Origin of the sequence: Streptomyces sp. NPDC050549 (assembly GCF_040655035.1) — a bacterium.
Classification (GTDB): Bacteria; Actinomycetota; Actinomycetes; order Streptomycetales; family Streptomycetaceae; genus Streptomyces.
This window is the reverse complement of sequence record NZ_JBFAJD010000006.1, coordinates 94,954-117,101: the sequence shown is the minus strand read 5'-3', so window position 1 is coordinate 117,101 and position 22,148 is coordinate 94,954. Positions and strand designations below refer to the sequence as shown.

Sequence of the window (22,148 nt, the reverse complement as noted above, 5' to 3'; positions counted from 1 at the left end):
ATCGTTTCACTCGACAGCTGCGTGGTGACGCTATCTCGAACACCGGATTCCCGTACAGCGCCGGGACAGAAGTTGTTCGACATATCCGCCGTCAGTGCAGTCATGCGGGGTTTCCGGTCAGGGGCGGCATCGACGGCACCCCGCACACGGTCGCGCAGGGGTGGAACTCAGCCAACTGACCTGATTTCTGCGGTCGGTTGGCGTAGTCGTACGCATCGCGCCGCCCATCCCGAGGACCACGGTCAGGCGCCGAGGCCGTGCCGCGGCGGACCGGCCTCCTCCGCCGCGGGCCCGGACAGCTTGTGCCGCAGCAGAGTTGTCGGGCTGCTGTTGATGTGGCGGATCGTGTAGTCGTCGCGGGGGCGGGCGAGGATCTGGTCGACGTCGCCCGTCTCCACACAGTTGCCGTGCCGCATCACGAGTACCCGGTCGGCGACCTGGCGGACCACGGCGAGGTCATGGGTGATGAACACGTAGGTCATGCCCAGGTGTTCGCGCAGATCCGCCAGCAGGTCGAGCACCTGTGCCTGGATCGAGACGTCGAGCGCGGCGACTGCCTCGTCGAGCACGAGCACCTCGGGGCGTGCGGCCAACGCGCGGGCGGTGGCGGCCCGTTGTCGTTGCCCACCGGCCAGCGGGCGCGGGAAGCGGTCCGCGTATCCCTCGTCCAGGCCGACCAGACCGAGGAGTTCGTTCGCGCGCCTTCTGGCTTCCGGCACGGTCAAGTCGTCGGCGAAACGGGCGACTTCGGCGATCGCCGTGCCGATCTGCCGCCTCGGGTCGAGCGAGCCGTAGGGATCCCGGAAGACGATCTGCACCTTCCGCGCACCCTCCCGGCAGGAGAGACCGGCGATGCGCCGGCCGCGCCTTTGCCTCCCCTCGATCTCCACCGAGCCCGAGGTCGCCCGGTCGAGGCCGACCAGGATGCGGGCGACGGTCCGGCAGCCCGCTCCTCGCCAAGCTCTGGGACAGCCTGGAGCAGCAGATCAGCGACACCATTCGTGTGTCGCCCCATGGTTCCGTCATGAGCAACGACATTTTCGAACTCCACCGGACGCTGGCCTCCGGCCTGCTCGGCGGGAGCGTCGAGGACGCCGTACGGGCGTCGAGCGAACTGCACGAACAGAACCGCCGCTTTCTGCGCTCGCTGCTCGGCTGAAGTTCCAGGACCGGTCGGCATGCCGCCTCCGTGTCACCGCTCCCGCGAAGACAGGATGCTGACCGGTCGCTGACAGGATCTTCATACCCGGCCGGGATGTTGGTCCCATGTTCTCCCTCAGCGATCTTCGGCGCCTCGGCATCACCGGTCCCGTCCTGACGGTCGTCGCGGCCGGCACGACCCTCGCCCTGCTCGCCTCCTGCGGCACCGGTGGGCACGGCACCTGCGACGAGGGTGTCGCCTCCATCGCCACCCCTTCCACCACCGCCGGAAAGACCGCGGCCCCGGACGCCGGACACGTACGGATCCGCCTCGACGACAACCAGGAGGACGTCAACAGGCTCTGGGACGCCTGGACGGCCTGCCTCCACGCACACGGTACGTCAGCCGGATCCTGACGAAGCTGCGGTGCGAGAACCGGGTACAGGCGGCGCTGCTGGCGCGGGACGCGGGGCTGGAGCCCGGCTGAGGCGCAGGCCCGCGCGGTCATCGTCCTCCCCGGTATCGCGCCGGACCACTGCCTTGGCTGCGCGGCAGCCGAAGCGTTTGATCCCGGTGACGGCAGGCACCCATTCAATGACTTCAATGCTCAAGTGATCGACGGGCGCGCGAGTCGAGTGGTTGAGGCGCCGACAGGACGAGTGGCGACAGGGGCCCGGCGACCCGCATCGGGCGACCGTCAGCGTACGGGCGAGTCGATGCGCTGCAGCCGGGTGCGGCGGATTCCAGCTTGCGCATGCATTCGGGCAGGAGGATGGCGTTGGTGAAGCGCAACAGGAGGGCACCGGCAGGCTCGAAGAGGGCGACGCCGTTCGCTTCACCGCAACGGGTGGACACCGGGTCGGCGCCACCGGGCCCGCGGAGATCCTCGTCCGGGAGATGCACGCCGCCTTCGAACGGTGACGCCCCGAGTCCCATGTGCGGGACACCCCTTACGACTTGAGGCCGATGCGGCTCATGTGGCCGGAGAGTTCAATGGCGCCCATGCCGGGCGAAGTCGAATGCCCGCAGTGCCATCACACCTTCGAACCCGGTGCGGTCCGCCCGGTCGATCCCGGTGTGATCCGCTGGTTGACCGAAGAGCTGACCTGGTCGGGTCAGGAGCCCACCGAGCGCACGTACGCGAGCTATCTGTACTCGGCCGGCGACACCCCGGTGTCACGGCAGCGCGTCGTACAGGACCTCGCCCATCTGGGTGTGCCGGAAATACGGGACGCGGACGGGACCTGCTTCCTCGTCAGAAAGTGACTTGCCCCGCCGGTGGCCGGCCCGGGTAGGGTCGGGCGGTGCCCGAGTTGCAGCGGCTGCGCGCCGATCATGCCCCGGCGGTCCTGGCCTTCGAGTCGGCGAACCGCGCCTACTTCGCCGCCTCCGTCTCCGACCGCGGCGACGACTACTTCACGCACTTCGCGGAGCAGCACGAGGCCCTGCTGGCCGAGCAGGAGGCCGGTGTCTGCGCCTTTCATGTGCTCGTCGACGAGGACGGCTCGGTCCTCGGCAGGTTCAACCTGTTCGACCTCGTCGAGGGCCGCACCGCCGACCTCGGCTACCGGGTGGCTCAGCACGTCGCCGGGCACGGGGTGGCGACCGCGGCCGTCGAGGAACTGTGCCGACTGGCGGCGACGCGACACGGTCTGCGTACGCTCCGGGCGGCCACCTCGGACACGAACATCGCGTCTCGGAAGGTGCTGTCCAAGGCCGGGTTCGTCCCGGTCGGCCCCGCGCTGCCGGCCGAGATCGGCGGCAGGCAGGGCACTTGGTACGAGCGCACCCTCACCCCAGCAGACTGAGCAGCGCCGCCGCGGGCAACGGCCGGCGGGTGTGCCCGCGCGGCCCCGTCACCGGTGTCGCGGTCAGCAGTGAGTTCAGGACCGCCTCTTCCACGGCGTCCAGCACCGCGCCGAAGAGGACGTCGAGTCCGGCATCGGGCAGCGCCGCTGGTCCGGCGGGCGTGCCCAGGGGGCGGGTGCCGAACGCGAGGCCGTAGTCGCCGCTGCCGTGGCCGTACCCCGCACCGGCCCGGGCCAGCGCGTAGACGGCCCGGCGGGCCAGTCGGGTGAGCTGGCGAGCGTCCAGGGGTGCGTCGGTGGCGGCCACGATCATGCAGGAGCCGGTCTCCGGACCAGGATCGGATTCCTCGGTGGGGACGCCCACGTCGGCGGGAGTGACCGTACGGCCGCGTACCCGGAGTGTCCCGGCGAAGTTGGCCTGCACCAGCACCCCGAGCATCGCCTCCCGGCCCGCGAGCGGTACGCGTCGTGACGACGTGCCGATGCCTGCCTTGAAACCGAGCGCGGTCATCCCGGTGCCCGCGCCGACCGAGCCCTCGGCGACCGGCCCGGCGGACGCGGTGTCGAGTGCCGCGCGGACGTGTTCCTCGCGGACCGGACGCGAGCGGATGTCGGACAGGAGACCGTCGTTGCACTCCCCCACCACGGGGTTCACGCTCCGGGCCTCCGCCCCCTCGGGCCGTTCCAGCACCCAGCCGACCAGGGCGTCCGCGACCCGGAAGGCGGACAGCGTCGACGTGAGCAGCACCGGGGTTTCGAGCGCGCCGAGTTCGGCGATCTGCGTGGTGCCGAGGAGCTTGCCGTAGCCGTTGCCCGCGAACACCCCGGCGGGCAACGGATTCGCGGGTCCCACTCCCTCGGGCACGATCGCGGTGACACCGCTGTGCACGTGCGGCGGGCGGATCAGTGTGGTGTGTCCGACGCGGATGCCGGGCACGTCCGTGATCGCGTTGTGCGTCCCCGTGGGCAAGTCACCTGCACCGAGCCCGAGTTCACGGGCTCGGCGGGGCACGGCGGGCACGAGGGGAACGGGGCGGGGCGACTCGGGCATGGCCGGACACTACGACAGCCCCGGTCACGCCGGCGGACGGCGGACGCCCGCCTGCCGCCGCCCCAGGCTGCCGGTCAGCCGGCGGCGAGGAGTTCCAGGGTGTCGATCACCCGGTTGGAGAAGCCCCACTCGTTGTCGTACCAGGCGACGACCTTCACATGACGGCCGTCGACGCGGGTGAGGGCCGAGTCGAAGATCGACGAGGCCGGGTTCCCGGTGATGTCGGAGGACACGAGCGCGTCCTCGGAGTACTCCAGGACGCCTGCGAGGGGTCCCTCGGCCGCGGCGCGGTAGGCCGCCAGCACGTCTTCGCGGGTCACGTCGCGGGACACCGTGGTGTTGAGCTCGACGATCGAGCCCACCGGCACGGGTACCCGGATCGAGTCGCCCGACAGCTTGCCGTCGAGGTTCGGCAGGACGTGACCGATCGCCTTGGCGGCACCCGTCGTGGTCGGCACGATGTTGACCGCGGCGGCACGGGCGCGGCGGGCATCGCGGTGCGGGCCGTCCTGGAGGTTCTGCTCCTGCGTGTAGGCGTGCACCGTGGTCATGAAACCGTGCTCGATACCGGCGAGTTCATCCAGCACCGCGGCCAGTGGCGCCAGCGCGTTGGTCGTGCAGGACGCGTTGGAGACGATCGTGTGCGCGGCCGGGTCGTAGGCGTCGTTGTTGACCCCGAACGCGAGCGTGACGTCGGCGCCGTCCGAGGGCGCGCTGACGAGCACCTTGCGCGCGCCCGCGTCGAGGTGGACGCGAGCGGCCTTGGCGGACGTGAAACGACCCGTGGCCTCAAGGACGAGGTCGACATTCAGCTCGGCCCAGGGCAGGTCGGCCGGTTCGCGCTCGGCGAGCACCTTGATGCGTCGGCCGTCGACGACAAGGGTGTCCCCGTCGACGGAGACGGGGCGGCCGAGCCGTCCGGACGTCGTGTCGAAGGCGAGCAGCCGGGCCAGGGTGGCGGGCTCCGTCAGGTCGTTGACGGCGACGACTTCGAGCTTGCTGTCGCGTTCGAGCAGCGCGCGCAGCACGTTGCGTCCGATGCGGCCGAATCCATTGATTGCGATGCGAGTCATAAGTGATGTCCCTTCGGTTCCACTCCAGGCTCGCGCGCGGCAACCGTCGGTGACAGTGGCGTGATCGCCATGGTTCAAAAGGATTTCGCCAAGGCGGTCGCAGGGCGCGGGCTACTCCCCCTGGGCGAAGGTGCGCCGGTACTCGCTCGGTGTGGTGCCGAGCAGTCGGTGGAAGTGCAGCCGGAGGTTCGCGCCGGTGCCGAGGCCGACGTCGGCGGCGATCTGCTCGACGCTGCGCTCGGATCGTTCGAGCAGTTCGCGGGCCATGTCGATGCGGGCGCGCATGATCCACTGCATCGGCGTGTAGCCGGTCTCGTCGACGAAGCGCCGGGAGAACGTGCGGGGCGAGACCGCGGCCTGCCGGGCGAGTGTTTCCAGGGTGAGGGGTTCGCCGAGCCGGTGCAGCGCCCACTCGCGGGTGGCGGCGAACCGTTCGCCGAGCGGCTCGGGCACGCTGCGCGGCACGTACTGCGCCTGGCCTCCGCTGCGGTAGGGGGCCGCGACCAGGCGCCGGGCCGCATGGTTGGACGCGGCCACTCCGAGGTCGCCGCGCAGGATGTGCAGGCAGAGGTCGATGCCGGAGGCGGCGCCCGCCGAGGTCAGCATGCTGCCCTCGTCGACGAACAGGACGTTCTCGTCGACTTTGACGAGCGGGTACTTCGCCGCGAGGGCCCGCGTGTAGTGCCAGTGGGTCGTCGCCCGCTTGCCGTCGAGGAGTCCGGTGGCGGCGAGCGCGAAGGCCCCCGTGGAGATCGCGGCGAGCCGAGCGCCCCGGTCGTGGGCGGTGATCAGTGCGTCGAGGACGGCCTGCGGCGGGTCCTCGCGGTCCGGGAACCGATAGCCGGGGACGAAGACGATGTCGGCCCAGGCCAGCGCGTCGAGGCCGTCGGCGACGTGGTAGGACAGGCCGTCACCGCCGGTCACCAGACCGGGAGCCGCGCCGCACAGCCGCACCTCGTACGGCATGCTCGCCCGCGTCGTGAAGACCTGCGCGGGGATACCGACGTCGAGCGGCTTGGCGCCCCCGAGAACGAGGACGGCGACACGGCGGAGGCGGGCGGCTGACACGCCAACAGCGTACGCAGAGGTACGGCCACCCGGTCGCGAGGGCCCGGGAAGGACCAGGTCAGACCTTCCAGGACCGCAGCTGGTCGGCGACGGCCACGACCCCGACGCGGGTGTCGCGGATCTTGCGGACGAGCTCGGAGAGCGCGCCGTAGGGCGGGTCGATGGCCTCGTCGGACTGGCCCATGTACTGGGCGGCGACGAACGCGGCGTACAGGCTGTTGCGGTGCGGCAGCGGCTCCAGGCGCACGATGGTGTGCATGAGCGCGGCGGCCCGCCAGGCGGCGTCCGGATCGGCGGCGGCGAGGGTCGGCAGCTTGGTCTTGTGACGTGCTACGGCGGCCACGAGCGCGGAGTAGTCCGAGACCGACATGTCCTCGTCGGAGAGGGCGGCCTCCTGGACGTCGAGCAGCCAGGAGACGTCGATGTACAGGTGCATCAGGCGGCTGCGGCCCCGCCGCGCTCGGAGGGCGGCACTTCCTCGGGGAAGGCGTCGTCGAACTCGCCGCGCAGCCGCTCGGCCCACGCGGACGCGCCGGCGACGAACCGGCCGCGCTGCATCTCACGGACGCCGAGGTCGTGCAGGTACTGCTTCAGGCTCTTGCCCTCGGCCGCGGCGGCGGCGCGCACTCCGTCGAGTTCCTCTTCGGTGAAGGTCACGTTCAGTGATGGCATACGTTGATGGTACCTAGTTGGTGCCATCAGTGCGAGGGGCCTGCCCCGGGACCGGATCGCGGGGGTGGGCGCCTAGGCTGCGGGGATGATCTCTCGCGACTACCTCTTCGACATGTTCTCGCTGGACGGCCGGGTGGCCGTCGTGACGGGTGGCAGTTCCGGTATCGGCCGGGCTGTCGCCGGGGCGCTGGCGCGGGCGGGGGCCCGGGTTGTCGTGGTGGCCCGCAGGCAGGAGGAACTGGCCGCCACCGTCGACGAGTTGGTGGCGGAGGGGGGCCGGGCGGCCTGGGTGAGCGGGGATCTGGGGACGCGTGACGGGGTGCGTGCGGCGGCGGAGGCCGCGGCCGGGGCGTTCGGGGAGCCGGACATTCTCGTGAACAGCGCCGGGATCAACCTCCGACCGCCGATGGGTGAGTTGGGCGAGGACGTGTGGGACACCACGATGGCGGTGAACCTGGAGGCGCCCTACCTCCTGGGCCGGCGTTTCGGTCCCGGTATGGCCGAGCGGGGCTTCGGGCGGATCATCCACATCACCTCCCAGCAGGCGCATCGAGCGTTCGTGCAGAGCGGCGCCTACGGGGTGTCCAAGGGCGCGCTGGAGTCGCTGGCCCGGTCGCAGGCCGAGGCGTGGTCGCCCTACGGCGTCACCTGCAACACGCTGGTGCCGGGGTTCGTGATGACACCGCTCAACGCACGGCTGTCCAACGACCCGGAGAAGGTGGCGGCGCTGGCCGCGCGAACGATGGTCGGGCGCAACGGACTTGCCGAGGACTTCGCGGGCGCCGCGGTGTTCCTGGCGAGCCGTGCCTCCGCGTATGTCACCGGTCAGTCGGTCTTCGTCGACGGCGGGTTCTCGGTGCACTAGCCCAACACCCTTTGAACCTCGGCAAGTTGGCGCTTCTGTCACGAGGGTCATGGCACACTGCCGGCCGACGGGTCCCAGGAGGGGCGCAATGACAGCTGCCGGAATCAGCGGGGACGGCATGGACACCAGCAAGCCCCGATCGGCCCGCATGTACGACTGCTTCCTCGGCGGCAAGGACAACTCCCCCGTCGACCGGGAGGCCGCGGAAAAGGTCATCACCTTGTTCCCCGCTCAGACAAATGGCACGGGTGAACCGTGATTTCATGCACCGGGCATCCCGGCTGCCGGCAGGTCGGGGAATCCGTCAGTTCCTCGACATCGGTACCGGAATACCCACCCGCCCGAACCTCCACCAGGTCGTCCAGGCCATCGATCCCGGCGCCCGCGTGGTGTACGCGGACAACGACCCGATCGTGCTGAGGCATGCCGAGGCGCTTCTTCACAGCACGTCCGAGGGAAGCACGACGTACATCCAGGCCGATGTGAGAGAGCCGGGGAAGATCCTCGCGGCGGCGAGGGAGGTACTGGACTTCTAGCAGCCCGTCGCACTGTCCCTGGTGGCCCTGCTGCACCTGGTGGCCGACGAGGACCATCCCCATCGCATCGTCGCCGAACTGCTCGCGGCACTGCCACCCGGCAGCCACCTCACCCTTTCCCACGCGACCGGCGACTTCGATCCCGAGACATGGGAACGGGTCGTCGAGGTCTACCGCAAGGGCGGCACACCCGCGCAAGTACGGTCGCGCGCCGAATTCACCGCGTTCTTCACGGGACTTGAGCTGGTCGACCCCGGCATGGAGCTTGCGGCACGCCGGCATCCCGGACTCGGGGAGCGGCAGGGCGAGCGCGAACAGAGACCGTTGTACGTCGCAGTCGCCCGCACAGTGTGACGGACCGAGCGCGGTGATCTCCTCGATCACCGCCCTCTGTGTGGAGAGCCCGTCATCCAGGCGGCGATCTGCGCGCGCGACGACAGGCCGAGTTTGTCGAGGATGCGCCGCACGTGATCTTCGGCGGTGCGGGTCGAGATGACGAGGAACACGGCGATCTCTTTGTTGGTGTGTCCCTTGGCGACGAGTTCGGCCACTTCCCATTCACATTTCGACAACACCGCGTGCTCCTCGGAGCGGGCCCGGTCCGCGTCGTCGGCCGGGCCCTGCTCCACGACCACGTCGACCGCCTCTTCCAGGGACAACCGGGCGCCGCGGGCGGCCAGTTCGTCGAAGCGGTGGTCGCCGAGCAGGGTCCGTACGTCGTCCGCGCACCGGGTGCGCAGGGTGTCGAGGACCGGGAGGGCGAAGACCCGGTGGGAGCTGGTCGCGCCGAGCACGAGGGCGGCGTCGGCGGGGCGGCCGTTGGCGGCGAGGACCGGTGCGCCCAGTTGCAGCCACCAGCCCGTCCCGAATTGGTCGTCGAGGCGCCGGGTCAGGGTCACGCCCGCAGTGGGCGCGGCCAGCGCGCCCTGGGCGTCCCCGTCGTGGAGGCGGGCGTGGGCCTGGGCCCAATGGACCGCCGAGGTGCCCCAGTTGTCGCCCTGCCCGCCGAAGGTGCGGGTGAACTCATCGGTGTAGCACAGGCCTTGTGCCGTGCCCCCGTTCCAGATGCAGGCCGGGGACAGGTTCCACAGGGTTTTCGAGGTGCCCATCAGGTCGTCGGAGGCACGGAACTCCCCCAGCGCGTTCTCGAACAGGGCCCGCACGCCGCCGAGATCACCGCGATGGGTGGCGAACACGCCGCAGGCGCCTGCCGCTTCCGATCCCGACCCCGGTGCGGAGCGGAGCGGGGCACCTTCCGAGCGCTTCCCCAGGATCTGGACCGTCATGACATGGGTCGACGGCACACCGCTGGACCACAGCTCCATCACCCGCGGCGACCACGCGGCCGACACGCCGGCGTCCTTCCTCAAGGCGCTGCACACGGAGGCACCCGCCCACGCGCCGGTCGACTCGGCCTTCGGCACTCACCCCAGGAAGTGCGCCGACGGTTTCGAGCACCTCCTGGCGTCCGTGGACCTGGGCCGCTTCGCCGAGGACGACATCCGGGCCGTGTGGGACGACGCGGTGGAGGCTCCCGAGTGGGAGGGCCCGCGGATGTGGGTGCACGGTGACCTGCATCCCGCGAACGTAGTCGTCGCCGAGGGCACATTGGCGGGCATCGTCGATTTTCGGCGCGTTGCCCGGGCCACGGTGCGCCGGCGCGGGGAATCAATCGTGGCCGCCGGACGCTCTGGCCTGCGTGAAGAAGATAGGTTTCCTTTCGTTCGGCCACTGGTCGCCGAGTCCGCATTCCAAGACCCGGTCCGCCGCCGACTTCCTGCACCAGTCCATCGACCTGGCGGTCGCCGCCGAGGAACTGGGCGTGGATGGCGCGTACTTCCGCGTGCACCACTTCGCGCAGCAGGCGGGCAGCCCGTTCCCGCTGCTCTCGGCCATCGGCGCGCGGACCTCGAAGATCGAGATCGGCACCGGCGTGATCGACATGCGCTACGAGAACCCGCTGTACATGGCCGAGAACGCGGGCGCGGCCGACCTCATCTCCGGGGGCCGACTGCAGCTCGGCATCAGCCGTGGCTCACCGGAACAGGTGATCGACGGCTGGCGCTACTTCGGGTACGCGCCCGCCGAGGGCGAGACCGGCGCGGACATGGCCCGCCAGCACGCCGAGGCTTTCCTGAAGGTGATCGAGGGCCAGGGTTTCGCGCGGCCGAACCCGCGGCCGATGTTTCCCAACCCGCCGGGGCTGCTGCGCGTCGAGCCGTACTCCGAGGGGCTGCGTGAACGGATCTGGTGGGGCTCCAGCTCGAACGCGACCGCCGTCTGGGCCGCGGAGCTGGGGATGAACCTGCAGAGTTCCACGCTGAAGGACGACGAGACGGGCGAGCCGCTGCACGTCCAGCAGCGCAAGCAGATCGAGGCGTACCGCGAGGCGTACAAGGAGGCGGGGCACTCACGAGAACCGCGGGTGTCGGTCAGCCGGAGCATCTTCGCCCTGACCGACGACATGGACCGGGCCTACTTCGGCCACGACCGCAACTCGCGGGACCAGGTCGGCATGATCGACGACACGACCCGGGCGATCTTCGGACGCTCGTACGCCGCCGAGCCGGACCTGCTGGTCAAGCAGCTGAAGGAGGACGAGGCCATCCAGGCCGCGGACACCCTCCTGCTGACCGTCCCGAACCAGCTCGGGGTCGACTACAACGCCCATGTGCTGGAGAGCATCCTGACCCATGTGGCACCGGAGCTCGGCTGGCGCTGAGTGTTCTGGCGCCCTGCGTGCGGGGACGCTGTTGTCGGCGAGAGTCTGCGTTCAACGCCCTTGTCCCGTCGGCCGGAGCCGGTCACATCACGTCGTCGAGCCAGTCGAAGAGCAACTCGTTGCGGTGCCGCGGCGCCTGGACCGCGTCGTGGTCGCCGGCGCCGTCGTCGTCGGTGAAGGTGACCAGGTCCTTGGGGCAGGTGAGCAGGTCGTACAGCGGCTTGCTCTGGCCCGTGGCCAGCCGGTCGTTCTCGTAGTCGGTGACCAGCGCGGGGCACCGTATGCGGGCGGCCACGTCGGAGTTCTGGAACTTCCGCAGCGTCTCGCGGAGCCCCCGCACATCCATCGGCGGGCGCCCGGCCAGCGCGTCCACGTGGAATCCGGGCCGAAGAGTTCGGCCCGTTTGGCGAGAGTGAAGCGGTCCACGGCCGCCAGACCGGGCACCACCTGTTCGCGCCACACGGCGTTGACCTCGTCCCGGGTGGATCCGGCCGCGAAGACCTCGCCGATCCTCGGCTCCCAGACGGACCAAACGTCGACGCTGCCCGGGTCCATGCGGACCGCGGCCAGCCGGTGTTCGAACGCGGCGGTCCGGGTGACCGATTCCCCGCAGAGGCTCCAGCCGACCAGCACGATCCGGTCGCGGTCCACCACCGGAGTGACGACCTTCTCCCAGTCGGGACGCAGCGGCACGTTCCGCTCGAAGAGCACCGCGGCCTGGCCGGGGCCTTCGAAGATCAGCGCGTGGTAGCCGCGTTCCAGGGCGGCGGCCGCGCCGGACGCGTACAACTCGACGCTCTGGGCGTCGCTGCCGTTGTTGAGGATCACGGTGGGCCGTGGCCGCGCCGAACGGTCCGCCCGCAGCAGGCAGCCGGGCATCGTGGTGCCCCGGTAGGCGATGGCCACCCGTTCGATCGGCGGGTAGAAGAGGGCGGCGGCACGCTCCCAGCAACGCCGCGTCCCCGCGAAGACGGCCTTCTCGGCACTGGGCGTCGCCGTTTCCTGGCGGCGGTACGGGCTGCCGGTGCGCGGAACTCGTCGACGAAATGCTGGTAGCCGGCCCCGGCGGCGTTGATCCGGTCCACGGTGGCCGGCACCTCGCCGGCCACCGCACCGCCGTAGCCGCAGACACCGAGCAGCAACTGGGTCTGAAGGTTCAGGTCGTCGGACGTGAAGAATCGGACTCCGGCGACCGGGGTCGCACCCGTCGCGGTGCCCGCCAGCAGACTTCGGCGCCCGATACGGCCCGGCGATGCGGAATGTGGGTACGTGGCCTCGGCCTTCCGTGGGAAGCGGCCGGCCTTCCGAGACTCGCCGTCGCCGGGTACGGGTACCACCAATCACGGGTGGAGATCGGTTCCGGGGAAGTGGTCGAACCGGTCGAGCACTCCCCCGTCGGGCACCGGCAGGAGCAGTACTCACACCGCCGTTACGGCGGGCTCGTCGGCCTCTGCCAGCAGATCCGCCAAAGCCTCCCGCGCCCGCGCCACGCGGGAGCGGACCGTGCCGATCGGGCAGTCGCTCGCCTCGGCGGCTTCCGCGTACGGCAGGCCGAGCATCTGGGTGAGGACGAAGGCCTCGCGGCGTTCGTCCGGCAGCGAGGCCAGGAGGTCGAGGAGCACGACGCCGTCGTCGAAGCCGGGCAGGTCGATCGGCTGGGCCAGTTCGATGGCGAGCCGCCAGTCCGGTACGTCGGACAGGCGGGGTCTGGCGGCGGCGTACCGGTAGCTGTCGATGACGGCCCGGCGGGCGATCGACAGCAGCCAGGAGCGAGCCGAGGAACGCCCCTCGAAGCGGTGCAGGCTGCCGAGCGCGCGCAGGAACGTGTCCTGTACGAGGTCGTCGGCGGCCTGCGGATCGCCGCAGAGATGAACGACGTACCGCTGGACGTCTCGTTGCAAGGCCCGGACGAAGTGCTCGACCGCGTCCGCGTCCCCGTGGCGGGCGGCGAGCGCCCACGCCGTTGTCGACTCGTCGAGAGATGCCGGGTTCTTGTGGCCTTTGCCGCGCGGGGCGGGCAGGGCAGGAGTGATCACCTGGTGTCCTTCTCGGTCATCCGTGATCCGGACCTGGGTACGCGGAAACGCGGGCAGTCCGGCGAGTGGGGAGAAACGGCCCTACGGCGCGCTTGCGCGGACGTACGGCCGAGGCCGGAGGCACGCCGTAGCGGGCGGCCTCGGGGTACCGGCTGTCTCAGACGACAGCGGTCCGCGCGGGCGGGCCCCGGGAGGTGATCGAGTGGACGAGGAGGAGGGAGTGCGACGCCCGGTCGGAGTGGAGGCGACGCCTGCGCAGGCGCGGGCGGCACATCGGCGCGGGCAGTGCCAGCAGCAGCCGTAGCGGAGCCGCCAGCCGGGCGACGAGGATGCGCAGGATCCGGAACACGGCCTTCTCGCCGTGGGCCAGCCAGAGCCCGCAGAGCAGGGCGGCGAGCAGGTGGGCGACGAGCATGCCGGTCGAGGGCGTGTCACCGGCCGGCGATGCCGTCATGTCCATGGAACCCGGCCGCATCGAGCCCATGGTCATGTCCGTGTTCGCGGAGGCAGGTTCACCGGACGCCGAACGGGCGAGCGAGAACGCCGAGTGCAGCACCGTCTGGGAGGCGACCACGACCGTCACGATCAGCGGGAGGCCACGCTCACGGCCCGCCAGACACCAGCCCGCTGCGCCCGTGACGACCAGTCCGGCGAACAGCGTCCACGCGGGCAAGTGGTCCCCGGACATCATGACGTGTCCCAGGGAGGCGAGCACCACGCAGACGGCCGCGAACACCGCGGCCCGCATCGCGCGCGAACACCACCCTGGTCTCATGACGCCTCATCCTGGCACCAGGAAATCGCATGTCAGGTGCGGGTAGGCAAACCCACAGCGCACCACACTCAACCCACAGCATGTGACCCGGGCCACACCGAAAGCCCGGAACTCAACGGGAATCCCGTCCGACTTCTGTCGGAGAGGGAGGTTCAGCGCGCGGCGGGCTCGGTCGCCGCCGTCTCGTCGCAGGCGAGCGGCTGGGCGTCGTAGGTGACGCGGATGACGCCGTCGGCGTGCCGCTCGGCGCTCGCCCGTACGCCGAAGACGTCCCCGAGGATGCCCGGGGTCAGTACCTCCAGGACGGGCCAGGCGGCCACCACCGCTCCCTCGTGCAGGACGGCGAGACGGTCGCAGAGGCGGGCGGCCGGGTCGAGGTCGTGCAGGACCGCGAGTGTGGTGATGCCGGTGGCGCGGATCAGGTCACGGAGCTCGAGCCTGGCGCGGATGTCGAGGTGGTTGGTGAGTTCGTCCAGGACGAGGAGTTGGACGCTCTGCGCCAACGCCCTTGCGAGCAGGACGCGTTGGCGTTCGCCGCCGGACAGGGAGGCGTAGTCGCGGTCCGCGTACGGTCGTACGCCGCAGTGGTCGATGGCTTCCTGTACGGCTCTGTGGTCCGCGGTGCCGTCGCGTCCCAGCAGGCCGTGGTGCGGGGCGCGGCCGAGGGCGACGATCTCCGTCACGGCCAGGCCGGTGGTGTTGCCGGTGGCGTCCTGGAGGACCGCGGCGGTGCGGCGGCCCACGGCGCGGGCGGACAGCGTCCATACGTCGTCCTCGCCGACCCTGATGACGCCGTCCACCGGGCGGAGCGAGCGGTGGACGGCGCGCAACAGGGTGGATCTACCACTGCCGTTGGGACCGACCAGGCCGACGATGTCGCCCTGGCGGGCCTCAAGGTTCACGCCGTGCAGGATCGGGCTGCGGTCCAGGGCGATGTGGAGCCGGTCGACGGTGAGTTTCATGGGGCTCCCTTCAGTCCAGACCTTTGTTGTGGCGCAGCAGCCACAGGAAGAAGGGGGCACCGAGGAGGACGGTCAGGATGCCCAGCGGCAGTTCGTTGGGCCGGTTGAGGGTGCGGAAGAGCAGGTCGACGAAGCCGATGCTGCCGGCGACGGCGACGACTGTTCCGGTCAACAGCGCGCCGAGTACCAGGAGTACGGCGCGCAGCCGGTTGACGTCGACACCGAGCGCGGTGGCGGACTCGTCGCCGACGGGACGTTGAGCCACCGGCCGAAGAGCGTCAGAAGTGCGGTGGTGACAAGCACGACCACGGTGACCGTGGCGAGTTGGTCCAACTGGGCACGACCAGAGCCTGCCGTTCGGGGAGGGTCGCTTCCGGGTGCCACAGGCCGATGAGCAGGCAGGTCCGCGGCCGGTTTCCGGCATTGCGCGCCTCGCGCTCGAAGGAGTGGCCGAAGAGCAGGCAGTGGCCTTCCCGCCAGGTACGGGTCTGGCCTGTCACGGTGATGTCGCGTCCGTCCGGGATGGTGTCCACGGCGAACTCTTTGAGCACCTTGTACGCGGTGGGGACGACGGTGGCCGACTCTTCGACCAGATTTCCGTTCCGGTACAGGTACAGGTACAGAGCCTGTCAGTTCTCCTGCCGGGTCAGGTGGTGCTCGTAGCCGGAGAACGCTTCACGTCTGGCACTCCGGGCGGTGTTCAGTTCTTCCCTGACGGCCGGGTGGGCCGATTCCGGCGCTTCGACCACCGGTAGCAGTTCGGGATGGGCGCACGGGTCGTGCCACGGGGTGGCGGACAGTCCCGGCAGGATCCACTTGGCGCCCTTCTGGAGCGCGTGCCGTGGCCCGCCTCCGCCGGACTCCGGCTTCCGCTCGACGCGGGTGATCGCGTCCGTGCCGTGCACGGCTCTGATCGCCGCGAAGGCGTCCTCCGTCTCTGGCGTCACACGGACCTCCTGACTGGTGTAGCGACCGGGCGCGGAGCCGAGCCGTCGCACCAGCAGTCGGGAGCCGGAGTGGGTGAGTTCCCGAGAATCTCCGGCAACTCGGCTTCAGCAGGAGGGAGTTGGATCTTGGTGGAGGGCCGACGCCCACCAGGAGGCGCCGGCCCCCACGTCACACGGCCTGAGCGGCCTCGGTCTCGGCTTCGCGCAGCAGGCGTTCCAGGGTGGTCCTTGCCCGGGCCACCCTGGAGCGGATCGTGCCGACGGGGCAGCCGATGAAGCGTGCCGCCTCGTCGTACGGCAGACCGACGATCCGGGTCAGCACGAACGCCTCACGGCGCTCGTCGGGCAGCGTCTCCAGCAGGTCGAGGAGCGCGATGCCGTCCTCGAAGCCCGGCAGGCCGCAGGGCTGGTCGCGTTCCAGGGCCAGTTGCCAGTCGTGCGCGTCGGCGAGGCGCGGTCGGACCGCGGCCCGGCGGAAACTGTCGGCCACCGCACGGCGGGCGATGGACAGCAGCCAGGTGCGGGCCGAGGCACGTCCCTCGAAGCCGGGCAGGCTGTCGAGGGCCCGCACGAACGTGTCCTGGGTCAGGTCGTGCGCGGTCTGGGGGTCGCCGCTGAGATGGGCGACGTAACGCAGTACGTCACCGTGGAGCGCACGGACGAAGTGCTCGGTCGCGTGGGGATCGCCGTTTCGGGCGGCCAGGGCCCAGGCGGTGACGGAGGCGTCCGCCGCGGCACGATCGGCCCGGCGGGGAGCGGGCAGCACAGAAGTGATCACGTGGTGTCCTTCTCGGGTCGTCCGGGGCCGACGCCCCGCGGTGGGGGCACGGCTCTCCGGCACATGGGGTGCGGCCGTACGCGATGGGTACGGCGATGCCCGGGGCCCGGCGCGCGCTCGTCGGCCCGCGCGAACCGGCGTGCGGCGCTGGGCAGATCCGGGTCGGAACGCGGTACGACGAAGTGCGGGAGAGCCCCTGGTGGATCCGGCTGTCTCAGGCGACAGCGAGGCCCGTGGGCGGTCCCCGGGAGGTGAGGGAGTAGCAGAGAAGGAAGCGGGCCAGGGACGAGCGGTACGCGTGGGTACGACGCCTGCGCGCGGACGGGCGACGGGCCGGTACCGGCAGCGCCAGCAGCATCCGCAGGGGTTCGGCCAGCCGTGCCGCCGCCGCCCGCAGGACGCGGAAGACGGCGCGTTCGCCGTACGCGAGCCACAACCCGCACAGGACGGCGGCAAGGAGGTGGGCGGCGAGCATGCCGAACGAGGCACTGCCCGTCATGGTGTGCGCGTGCCCCACGCCGGCCGAGCCGCGCGCCATGCGTGCCATGCCACTCATGTCCATGGCATCCATGGACATGAGTGGCATGGAGTCCGAGGAACCCATGGCCGTACCGCCCATGTCGGCCGACGCGGTACTGCTCCCGCGCATCAGGTTCTGGCCCAGGGAGAACGTCTCGTGGAGCACCGTCTGGGCGGCGACCACGACCGCGACGATCAGCCCGAGCCCGCGTTCACGGCCGGCCAGGAACCAGCCTGCCCCGCCGGTCGCGGCGGCGCCGGCGCCCATGGTCCACCAGGGGACGGGAGCGCCGGACATCATCACGTGACCGAGGGCGGCCAGCAGCACGCAGACGGCGGCGAACACACCCGTCCGCAGCGTGCGGCACCACCCTCCGACAGTCATAGCGCGCCCATCTTTGCACCCGACGTCCGATCGTCATCAGGGGGTACGGGCGCACACCGGGGCTTCGACTCACCACGCATGCAGTGACTCATGTCACATGACAACACCGGGAACTCGATGGCGGTTCGGGACGACCACTGGAGCGAGAGGGTGCCGGGACGCACGACCACGGCGAGCACCGTGACCCGCCCGCTGCGCCGGAACCCGAAGGCGAACGGCACGAGATCGCCGGAACGCCGTCGGGCACGACCACTTCGGTCTAAGGCCCTCCACCTGCCCCTTGACACCCTGCCCGGCGTGGCCATGAACTCCCGCACTGAGGGCTGGAGTTCGTCTCCGGCTGGGCGGCGGGCGTACGAGGTGATCTCCTCGATCACCGCGCTCGCCCCGGGGGAGTCGGTCACGCGGGGACGGGGTCCGGCTCCTTTGACTGGGTGGAGTCCGGACGCACGGGCTGGAGGAGGCGTTCGGCGAGTGGGGCGAAGATCAGGCCGAGGGCCGTCCAGAGGATGAGCTGCGCGGCGACGGAGTAGAAGCGGAAGTTGAAGAGCACGTCGGCCGGGAAGCCCGGGTAGACAATGGTGCCCTTCGAGTCCTTGAGCGGCTGCGGCGTCTCGGTGGCCAGGTTGCCGAAGTTGGCCTTGTTGTACGAGAGATGGCCGAGCTGCGGCAGAAGCAGCATGACGATCCCGATCGCGACGACGAACGCGGCACCGGCGAGGAGGGTGGCGTTCCAGTTGCCGAAGCGGGCCTGGAGCCGCTTGCCGAGATAGACCGCGCCCGCGAGGAAGGCGACGGAGCACACGATCATGATCAGGTACAGGGCGCTGCGCTGCTGGATGGTCTCCTCGTGACCGATCGCGGGCGGGTTGGCCGGGTACTTCAGGAACGGCACCAGGTACATGCCGAGGAAGCCGCCGCCAGCGACGAGAAGTGCCAGGTTGCGCGCCCGCAGACCGCCGGTGCGGCCGAGGCAGACGGTGTAGGCGACGGCGAACAGCGCGCCCATCGCCATACCGAAGAAGACCATGCCGACGCCGATGCCCACATTGGCCTGGACGGTCCGGCTGAACAGGTCGGGGTCGGCGGCCTCGACGGGCATGCCCGCCGCCTTGTCCAGGGCACTCTGAGCGACGTCACGGCCGTTCTCGTAGTCGATGGCCTTCGCGATCTGCGGTTCGGCGAATATCCTCGCGAACACGAACGCGAGCAGGCCCGCTACTGCGCCGGCGAGGACGCCGCGCAGTATGAGCTTCTTTTCCATGTCGAGTTGTCCGTACGTCCAGGTGCCGGCGGAGGGTCAGTGGCAGGGGAAGCCGAGGAAGTGGCGGGCGTCATGGACGAACTCGTGGACGTGCGTGTCGTTTCCGAACACCGACACGGCGCCCTGGTCGACACCGATGAAGTAGTAGACGGCCAGCGCGATCAGCGCGGTGCCGACCAGCCAGACGATCGACTTCGAGATCGGCAGGACGACCGGCGTGGACACCGGACGGGATGTGGAAATGCTGCTCAAGGTGAGCCCTCCTTCGGGATCGTGCGTCCCTTGCGTGTACGGGCGAGTGACGGTTCAGTGTCTGACTCGCCCACCACCTCCGGTGGCGGGCTCACAGTGGCGCGACCGTGCTGGAATTCCACCAGCTTCCTTATGCCATCACTACAGGGGGAGCGTACGGCGCGGCTCTCCGGACCGTCAATCAGGCCCGTGCCGGGATGAGCCGACTGCGGGCGTCACACGGGTGGCGCAACCGCGTGGCGGCGCGGGCGGCAGGCGCTTACTACTGGACAGGATCAGCTGGTTCATCGCGCTTCGGGGGGCGATAGCAGCATCACCCTCTTCATGGAGCCGAGCATGACCACCCGCTCTTTCCCGCCCAGCCCGGACCGACCCGACATATCTCACGACAGCGGGGCCCACCCGCTCGCGCTGCACAGCCTGGTGCATGCCGCCGTCACCGACCGGCCGTTGGAAGAGGTCCTCCAGCTCATCACGTTGCTGGAGCAGTCGCCGAAGTACGCGCAGGCCACCGTCGACGCCCTGCGGGCGATCGGTGTGGACCGGTCCGTGGAGGACGTGACGCGCCTGGTGACCCTGCTGACACAGCCACCACGCCACCCCGACTCCGCCGACGAGACGATCCGCGCGGCGGCCGAGTCCCGGTCCGTGGAGGACGTCACCCGGCTGATGGCCCTGCTGCACCGGGCTCCGCTGGAGCCGCACTGCGGCGAGGAGGCGGTACGCGCCGCGGCCGGCCGCCCCGTCGAGGAACTCGCCCAGTTGATCGGCCGTCTGGCCGAGGAACAGGACACACCCGTCCTGGCCTCGGGAGCGGCGGCGATTCCGTCCACGGCTCCGGCCGGTACCGGTCCGGAGGAAACCGTACGAGCGTCGGCGGACACGCGCGAGCCGGAGCAGCCGGGCGATCGTCCGGCTAGCCGACGCCGTCCACGGCCTCCGGGTACGACACCGCGGCGGGCCGAACTCCCGCTCTGGCCCCGGCTGTTCGCGGCAGCGGCGCTCGTCCTGTGCGGGCTGTCCTACTTCCCGCTGCACCGGGACGGGGCCTCCGGTGCCGCCTACGGTTTCGCGCTCGGGGTCTCGATCCTGTGCGTCCTGCTGGCACCGGCGCTGGTTCTCCACGGCGGGCTGCCCGTGCTGGCCGTGTCCATGGTGGTGCCGGCCGCGTTGGCTGCGATCCAGCTGTTCGACGGACGGTTCCATTCCACGCGGCTGTCCCAGGTGCTGCGGATCACTGCCGCGCCGCCCTGGTTGGCGGGGCTGATCGCCGCCCTCGCCGCGTTGACCGCACTCACGGCCCTGCTCGCGCTGCTCGCCTCACGGAGGTTCAGCAGGCAACTTGCCCTTCCCGACCGTCCCGACGACCTGGCGCCGGTCGTGGCGAACCGGACACCTCAGTAGGGTCGCGCCGTCGTACGGCAGCCTCGGCCCGGCCGGAGCGGAGGCTCAAGGAGCGGTGGCGTCAGGGCTGTTGACTGCGCCGCCGCTCGCGGACGGCACCGTCGACGCCGAGGTCTCGGGGCCGGCACCGTCGCTTTGACCGGCGCCGGCGCTGGTGCCGGAGCTCGTGTCCGGCTCCGCGCTCGCGGACGGCGAGGCCGTACCGCCCGTACGTGACCCCGCGCCGCTGGACGCGAGCGGTGTGGGTGTCACGCTGTGTGCGGGTGCGGACGTCCCGGCCGAACCGCCGCCCATCGAGGTGCCCCTGCCCGATTCGCCCCGCACCGCGGCGGCTATCGGCTTGCCCATGATCAGCTCGCCCGCGGTGACAGTGACCATGGCCAGGGCGAACACCAGGCCTGTCGCAAGCGCGTACCTCTTCCAGCCGACGGACTTCCAGAAGGAGCCGGTTCGGTACGTGGTCACCGACTCGTCCTCGGAGGGGGTGGTGGGCGAGATCCGATCACCGGCCGCGGTGTCGTCGGGTAACGCGAACGCCGCCCGGGCGTCGGCGCGTTGGAACGCGCGCTCCTCACTCGGCGTCAGTGCCATCGCCACCGAGGGCACCCGCCGGCGGATCCCCTCGCCCGTCCGTCGGAACGCGTGCTGGAAGACCGCCGCGCCGGTGGTCGCGCTGGTGCTGACCACGGCGGCACCGATGATCGTCCCGGTCACCCCCAGCAAGGACGCCAGCACCGCGCCCACCACGGTGGCGAGCGCACTCGCCACCACCTGTACCGCGGTCAGATCGAGGACCTTGCGTTTCGGCGCCGGCTTGATCTCTTCTCGCTTCTTCACTTCATTCTTCTGACTCTCCATCGGAGACGACTGCCCGGTGGACCGCGTTTCACTGCGACTCGCGCCAACAGGATTTCAATCACGCAGAAGTTGAGCCATGGGCCTTCAGTGTCTCGGTGAAGGGAGTGACCGGACGTTCCGGGGATTCGCCGTCCACGCTGATGTCGACCGCCTCGTTGTAGAAGGCCAGCAGGTCCTTGACGGCGCCCACCGCGGGCAGCGGTTCCGGATAGCTCCAGACGATGTTCGGCGGGACACCCGGACCGTCGGCCTCGCTCCGCCACGACCAGTAGGTGGCCGTCCCCTTGTAGGGGCACCCGGTGCTGTGGTCGGTCGGTTCGAAGAGGTCCAGGCGGACGTCCTCGCGTGGGATGTAGTACCGGGTCGGCAGGCCGGTCTCGAAGAGGAGGACCGGACGGTGGGTGTCGGCGACGACCGTGCCGTCGATCTCGACCCGGACGTGACGGCTGCTGGGGAGGGCGTCCACCCGTTTGTGCGGGTCGCGGGGGTGGATGAAGATCTCTTCCTCCTCCTCGTACCAGTGGTCGAGGCCTCGTCCGACCCGCCGGAACCATTCGAAGGCGATGTGCCCGGCCAGGTCCTCCGCGGGGAAGGTCCAGGCCGCGTTCTCCACCAGCCGGCCGTCGACTTCGAGGTCGTAGAAGACGCGTGATCCGGTGTGTGTGCCGGTCGGGGGGTTCTTCGCGGGGCGGAGCAGGTCCTCGCGGACCTCGTGGTGCGGGAAGGCGTAGAGCGGTACCGGGACTCCCGGCTCCCAGACGAGGACGGGGTGCCTGCTGTCCACGACGGTGGCATCGCCCTTGAGGCCGCGGACCCAGCGCCGGCTCGGTTCCCACAACAGCCCCTCGGGTGTGGTCCTGACATCTCGCGCGGTGGGGAACGTGCTCATGACCGTCTCTCCTTCGGCTGAGGCGTGCGGCGATCCGGACACAAAGCTGTCACACGCGGGCCGGAATCTCCCGCCGGGCGGCCGGGGTTGGCACTGGTACGACCCCGTTTCGAGGCCGGGCCTCGTGCGACGAAGGAGCGATC

The 22,148-nt window shown here is 70.5% G+C and carries 25 protein-coding genes, 5 pseudogenes and 1 riboswitch; of the genes and pseudogenes, 10 read left to right on the top strand and 20 right to left on the bottom strand.

What is annotated here, in order from left to right; all coding sequences use genetic code 11:
* Positions 1-242: 242 nt before the first annotated feature.
* Positions 243-941, bottom strand: a pseudogene (locus AB0I51_RS11875) (ATP-binding cassette domain-containing protein); the annotation flags it as partial.
* An 83-nt stretch (positions 942-1,024) separates the two neighbouring features.
* Between AB0I51_RS11875 and AB0I51_RS11870 the strand changes: the two are divergent.
* The 5 genes and pseudogenes from AB0I51_RS11870 (at position 1,025) to AB0I51_RS11850 (ending at position 2,949) form a co-directional block, all read left to right on the top strand.
* On the top strand, positions 1,025-1,159 hold the full coding sequence (locus AB0I51_RS11870) for a hypothetical protein (RefSeq protein WP_362973896.1): 135 nt from the start codon (positions 1,025-1,027) through the stop codon (positions 1,157-1,159).
* Positions 1,160-1,266: 107 nt separating this feature from the next.
* Positions 1,267-1,557: a hypothetical protein gene (locus AB0I51_RS11865; protein ID WP_362973894.1), complete on the top strand. Its 291-nt coding sequence runs from the start codon at positions 1,267-1,269 to the stop codon at positions 1,555-1,557.
* Positions 1,539-1,628: pseudogene (locus AB0I51_RS11860) on the top strand (DNA-binding response regulator); the annotation flags it as partial. The gene AB0I51_RS11865 and the pseudogene AB0I51_RS11860, both read left to right, overlap by 19 nt.
* A 515-nt stretch (positions 1,629-2,143) precedes the next feature.
* Positions 2,144-2,407, top strand: a complete 264-nt coding sequence (locus tag AB0I51_RS11855; RefSeq protein ID WP_362973892.1) for a hypothetical protein — start codon at positions 2,144-2,146, stop codon at positions 2,405-2,407.
* A gap of 38 nt (positions 2,408-2,445) precedes the next feature.
* Positions 2,446-2,949, top strand: a complete 504-nt coding sequence (locus tag AB0I51_RS11850) for a GNAT family N-acetyltransferase (RefSeq protein WP_362973890.1) — start codon at positions 2,446-2,448, stop codon at positions 2,947-2,949.
* Here the strand turns inward: AB0I51_RS11850 and AB0I51_RS11845 are convergent.
* From AB0I51_RS11845 to AB0I51_RS11825, 5 genes are all read right to left on the bottom strand, one after another.
* Positions 2,933-4,000, bottom strand: a complete 1,068-nt coding sequence (locus tag AB0I51_RS11845; protein WP_362973888.1) for a P1 family peptidase — start codon at positions 3,998-4,000, stop codon at positions 2,933-2,935. The two genes, AB0I51_RS11850 and AB0I51_RS11845, sit on opposite strands and share 17 nt — an antisense overlap.
* 74 nt (positions 4,001-4,074) lie before the next feature.
* Positions 4,075-5,073 carry a type I glyceraldehyde-3-phosphate dehydrogenase gene (gap, locus tag AB0I51_RS11840; RefSeq protein ID WP_362973886.1) on the bottom strand — a complete coding sequence of 333 codons (999 nt, stop codon included), beginning with the start codon at positions 5,071-5,073 and terminating at the stop codon, positions 4,075-4,077.
* Between the two features lie 111 nt (positions 5,074-5,184).
* On the bottom strand, positions 5,185-6,141 hold the full coding sequence (locus AB0I51_RS11835; protein WP_362973884.1) for a helix-turn-helix domain-containing protein: 957 nt from the start codon (positions 6,139-6,141) through the stop codon (positions 5,185-5,187).
* Between the two features lie 58 nt (positions 6,142-6,199).
* Positions 6,200-6,577 (bottom strand): toxin Doc, encoded by a 378-nt coding sequence (locus AB0I51_RS11830; protein WP_362973882.1) that lies wholly within the window; start codon positions 6,575-6,577, stop codon positions 6,200-6,202.
* Positions 6,577-6,813 carry a hypothetical protein gene (locus tag AB0I51_RS11825; RefSeq protein ID WP_362973880.1) on the bottom strand — a complete coding sequence of 79 codons (237 nt, stop codon included), beginning with the start codon at positions 6,811-6,813 and terminating at the stop codon, positions 6,577-6,579. The genes AB0I51_RS11830 and AB0I51_RS11825 overlap by 1 nt, the downstream gene beginning before the upstream one ends.
* Before the next feature lie 85 nt (positions 6,814-6,898).
* On the opposite strand from AB0I51_RS11825, the gene AB0I51_RS11820 reads away from it, so the two are divergent.
* Both AB0I51_RS11820 and AB0I51_RS11815 read left to right on the top strand, forming a co-directional pair.
* Positions 6,899-7,678 carry an SDR family oxidoreductase gene (locus tag AB0I51_RS11820; protein ID WP_362973878.1) on the top strand — a complete coding sequence of 260 codons (780 nt, stop codon included), beginning with the start codon at positions 6,899-6,901 and terminating at the stop codon, positions 7,676-7,678.
* 88 nt (positions 7,679-7,766) lie between these two features.
* Positions 7,767-8,568, top strand: a pseudogene (locus AB0I51_RS11815) (SAM-dependent methyltransferase).
* Positions 8,569-8,594: 26 nt separating this feature from the next.
* Here the strand turns inward: AB0I51_RS11815 and AB0I51_RS11810 are convergent.
* Positions 8,595-9,323, bottom strand: a complete 729-nt coding sequence (locus AB0I51_RS11810; protein ID WP_362974197.1) for a helix-turn-helix transcriptional regulator — start codon at positions 9,321-9,323, stop codon at positions 8,595-8,597.
* Here AB0I51_RS11810 and AB0I51_RS11805 point away from each other — a divergent pair.
* Both AB0I51_RS11805 and AB0I51_RS11800 read left to right on the top strand, forming a co-directional pair.
* A pseudogene (locus AB0I51_RS11805) lies at positions 9,280-9,789 on the top strand (phosphotransferase); the annotation flags it as partial. The gene AB0I51_RS11810 and the pseudogene AB0I51_RS11805 sit on opposite strands and share 44 nt — an antisense overlap.
* Positions 9,790-9,913: 124 nt before the next feature.
* Positions 9,914-10,936: an LLM class flavin-dependent oxidoreductase gene (locus AB0I51_RS11800; protein WP_362973877.1), complete on the top strand. Its 1,023-nt coding sequence runs from the start codon at positions 9,914-9,916 to the stop codon at positions 10,934-10,936.
* An 82-nt stretch (positions 10,937-11,018) separates the two neighbouring features.
* Here AB0I51_RS11800 and AB0I51_RS11795 read toward each other — a convergent pair whose 3' ends face one another.
* The 11 genes and pseudogenes from AB0I51_RS11795 to AB0I51_RS11745 all read right to left on the bottom strand — a co-directional run bounded on the left by AB0I51_RS11795 (position 11,019) and on the right by AB0I51_RS11745 (position 18,803).
* A complete protein-coding gene (locus tag AB0I51_RS11795; RefSeq protein WP_362973875.1) occupies positions 11,019-11,309 on the bottom strand; it encodes a hypothetical protein in 291 nt (96 codons plus the stop codon).
* A 1,045-nt stretch (positions 11,310-12,354) separates the two neighbouring features.
* Positions 12,355-12,972, bottom strand: a complete 618-nt coding sequence (locus AB0I51_RS11790; RefSeq protein WP_362973873.1) for a sigma-70 family RNA polymerase sigma factor — start codon at positions 12,970-12,972, stop codon at positions 12,355-12,357.
* Between the two features lie 157 nt (positions 12,973-13,129).
* The gene (locus tag AB0I51_RS11785) at positions 13,130-13,747 is read right to left on the bottom strand and encodes a hypothetical protein (RefSeq protein WP_362973871.1); all 618 of its coding nucleotides are present in this window, start codon (positions 13,745-13,747) and stop codon (positions 13,130-13,132) included.
* Between the two features lie 152 nt (positions 13,748-13,899).
* Positions 13,900-14,709 (bottom strand): ABC transporter ATP-binding protein, encoded by an 810-nt coding sequence (locus tag AB0I51_RS11780; RefSeq protein ID WP_362973869.1) that lies wholly within the window; start codon positions 14,707-14,709, stop codon positions 13,900-13,902.
* A gap of 10 nt (positions 14,710-14,719) precedes the next feature.
* A pseudogene (locus tag AB0I51_RS11775) lies at positions 14,720-15,048 on the bottom strand (iron chelate uptake ABC transporter family permease subunit); the annotation flags it as partial.
* Positions 14,988-15,242, bottom strand: coding sequence for an aspartyl/asparaginyl beta-hydroxylase domain-containing protein (locus AB0I51_RS11770; RefSeq protein WP_362973868.1), 255 nt, complete (start codon positions 15,240-15,242; stop codon positions 14,988-14,990). The gene AB0I51_RS11770 and the pseudogene AB0I51_RS11775, both read right to left, overlap by 61 nt.
* A gap of 96 nt (positions 15,243-15,338) precedes the next feature.
* Entirely contained in the window at positions 15,339-15,656 is a 318-nt protein-coding gene (locus AB0I51_RS11765; protein WP_362973866.1) for a hypothetical protein, read from the bottom strand.
* A 169-nt stretch (positions 15,657-15,825) separates the two neighbouring features.
* Positions 15,826-16,434: a sigma-70 family RNA polymerase sigma factor gene (locus AB0I51_RS11760; RefSeq protein WP_362973864.1), complete on the bottom strand. Its 609-nt coding sequence runs from the start codon at positions 16,432-16,434 to the stop codon at positions 15,826-15,828.
* A gap of 214 nt (positions 16,435-16,648) precedes the next feature.
* Positions 16,649-17,338, bottom strand: a complete 690-nt coding sequence (locus AB0I51_RS11755; protein WP_362973862.1) for a hypothetical protein — start codon at positions 17,336-17,338, stop codon at positions 16,649-16,651.
* A 400-nt stretch (positions 17,339-17,738) separates the two neighbouring features.
* Positions 17,739-18,602, bottom strand: a complete 864-nt coding sequence (locus AB0I51_RS11750) for a CbtA family protein (protein ID WP_362973860.1) — start codon at positions 18,600-18,602, stop codon at positions 17,739-17,741.
* A gap of 36 nt (positions 18,603-18,638) precedes the next feature.
* Positions 18,639-18,803 (bottom strand): CbtB-domain containing protein, encoded by a 165-nt coding sequence (locus tag AB0I51_RS11745; RefSeq protein WP_362974195.1) that lies wholly within the window; start codon positions 18,801-18,803, stop codon positions 18,639-18,641.
* A gap of 108 nt (positions 18,804-18,911) precedes the next feature.
* A riboswitch (cobalamin riboswitch) is annotated at positions 18,912-18,984 on the bottom strand.
* 206 nt (positions 18,985-19,190) lie between these two features.
* On the opposite strand from AB0I51_RS11745, the gene AB0I51_RS11740 reads away from it, so the two are divergent.
* A complete protein-coding gene (locus AB0I51_RS11740; RefSeq protein WP_362973858.1) occupies positions 19,191-20,258 on the top strand; it encodes a hypothetical protein in 1,068 nt (355 codons plus the stop codon).
* A gap of 45 nt (positions 20,259-20,303) precedes the next feature.
* Here AB0I51_RS11740 and AB0I51_RS11735 read toward each other — a convergent pair whose 3' ends face one another.
* Positions 20,304-21,095: a hypothetical protein gene (locus AB0I51_RS11735; protein WP_362973856.1), complete on the bottom strand. Its 792-nt coding sequence runs from the start codon at positions 21,093-21,095 to the stop codon at positions 20,304-20,306.
* 79 nt (positions 21,096-21,174) lie between these two features.
* Complete coding sequence (locus tag AB0I51_RS11730) at positions 21,175-22,005, bottom strand: DUF427 domain-containing protein (protein ID WP_362973854.1); 831 nt, start codon at positions 22,003-22,005, stop codon at positions 21,175-21,177.
* Positions 22,006-22,148: the final 143 nt, after the last annotated feature.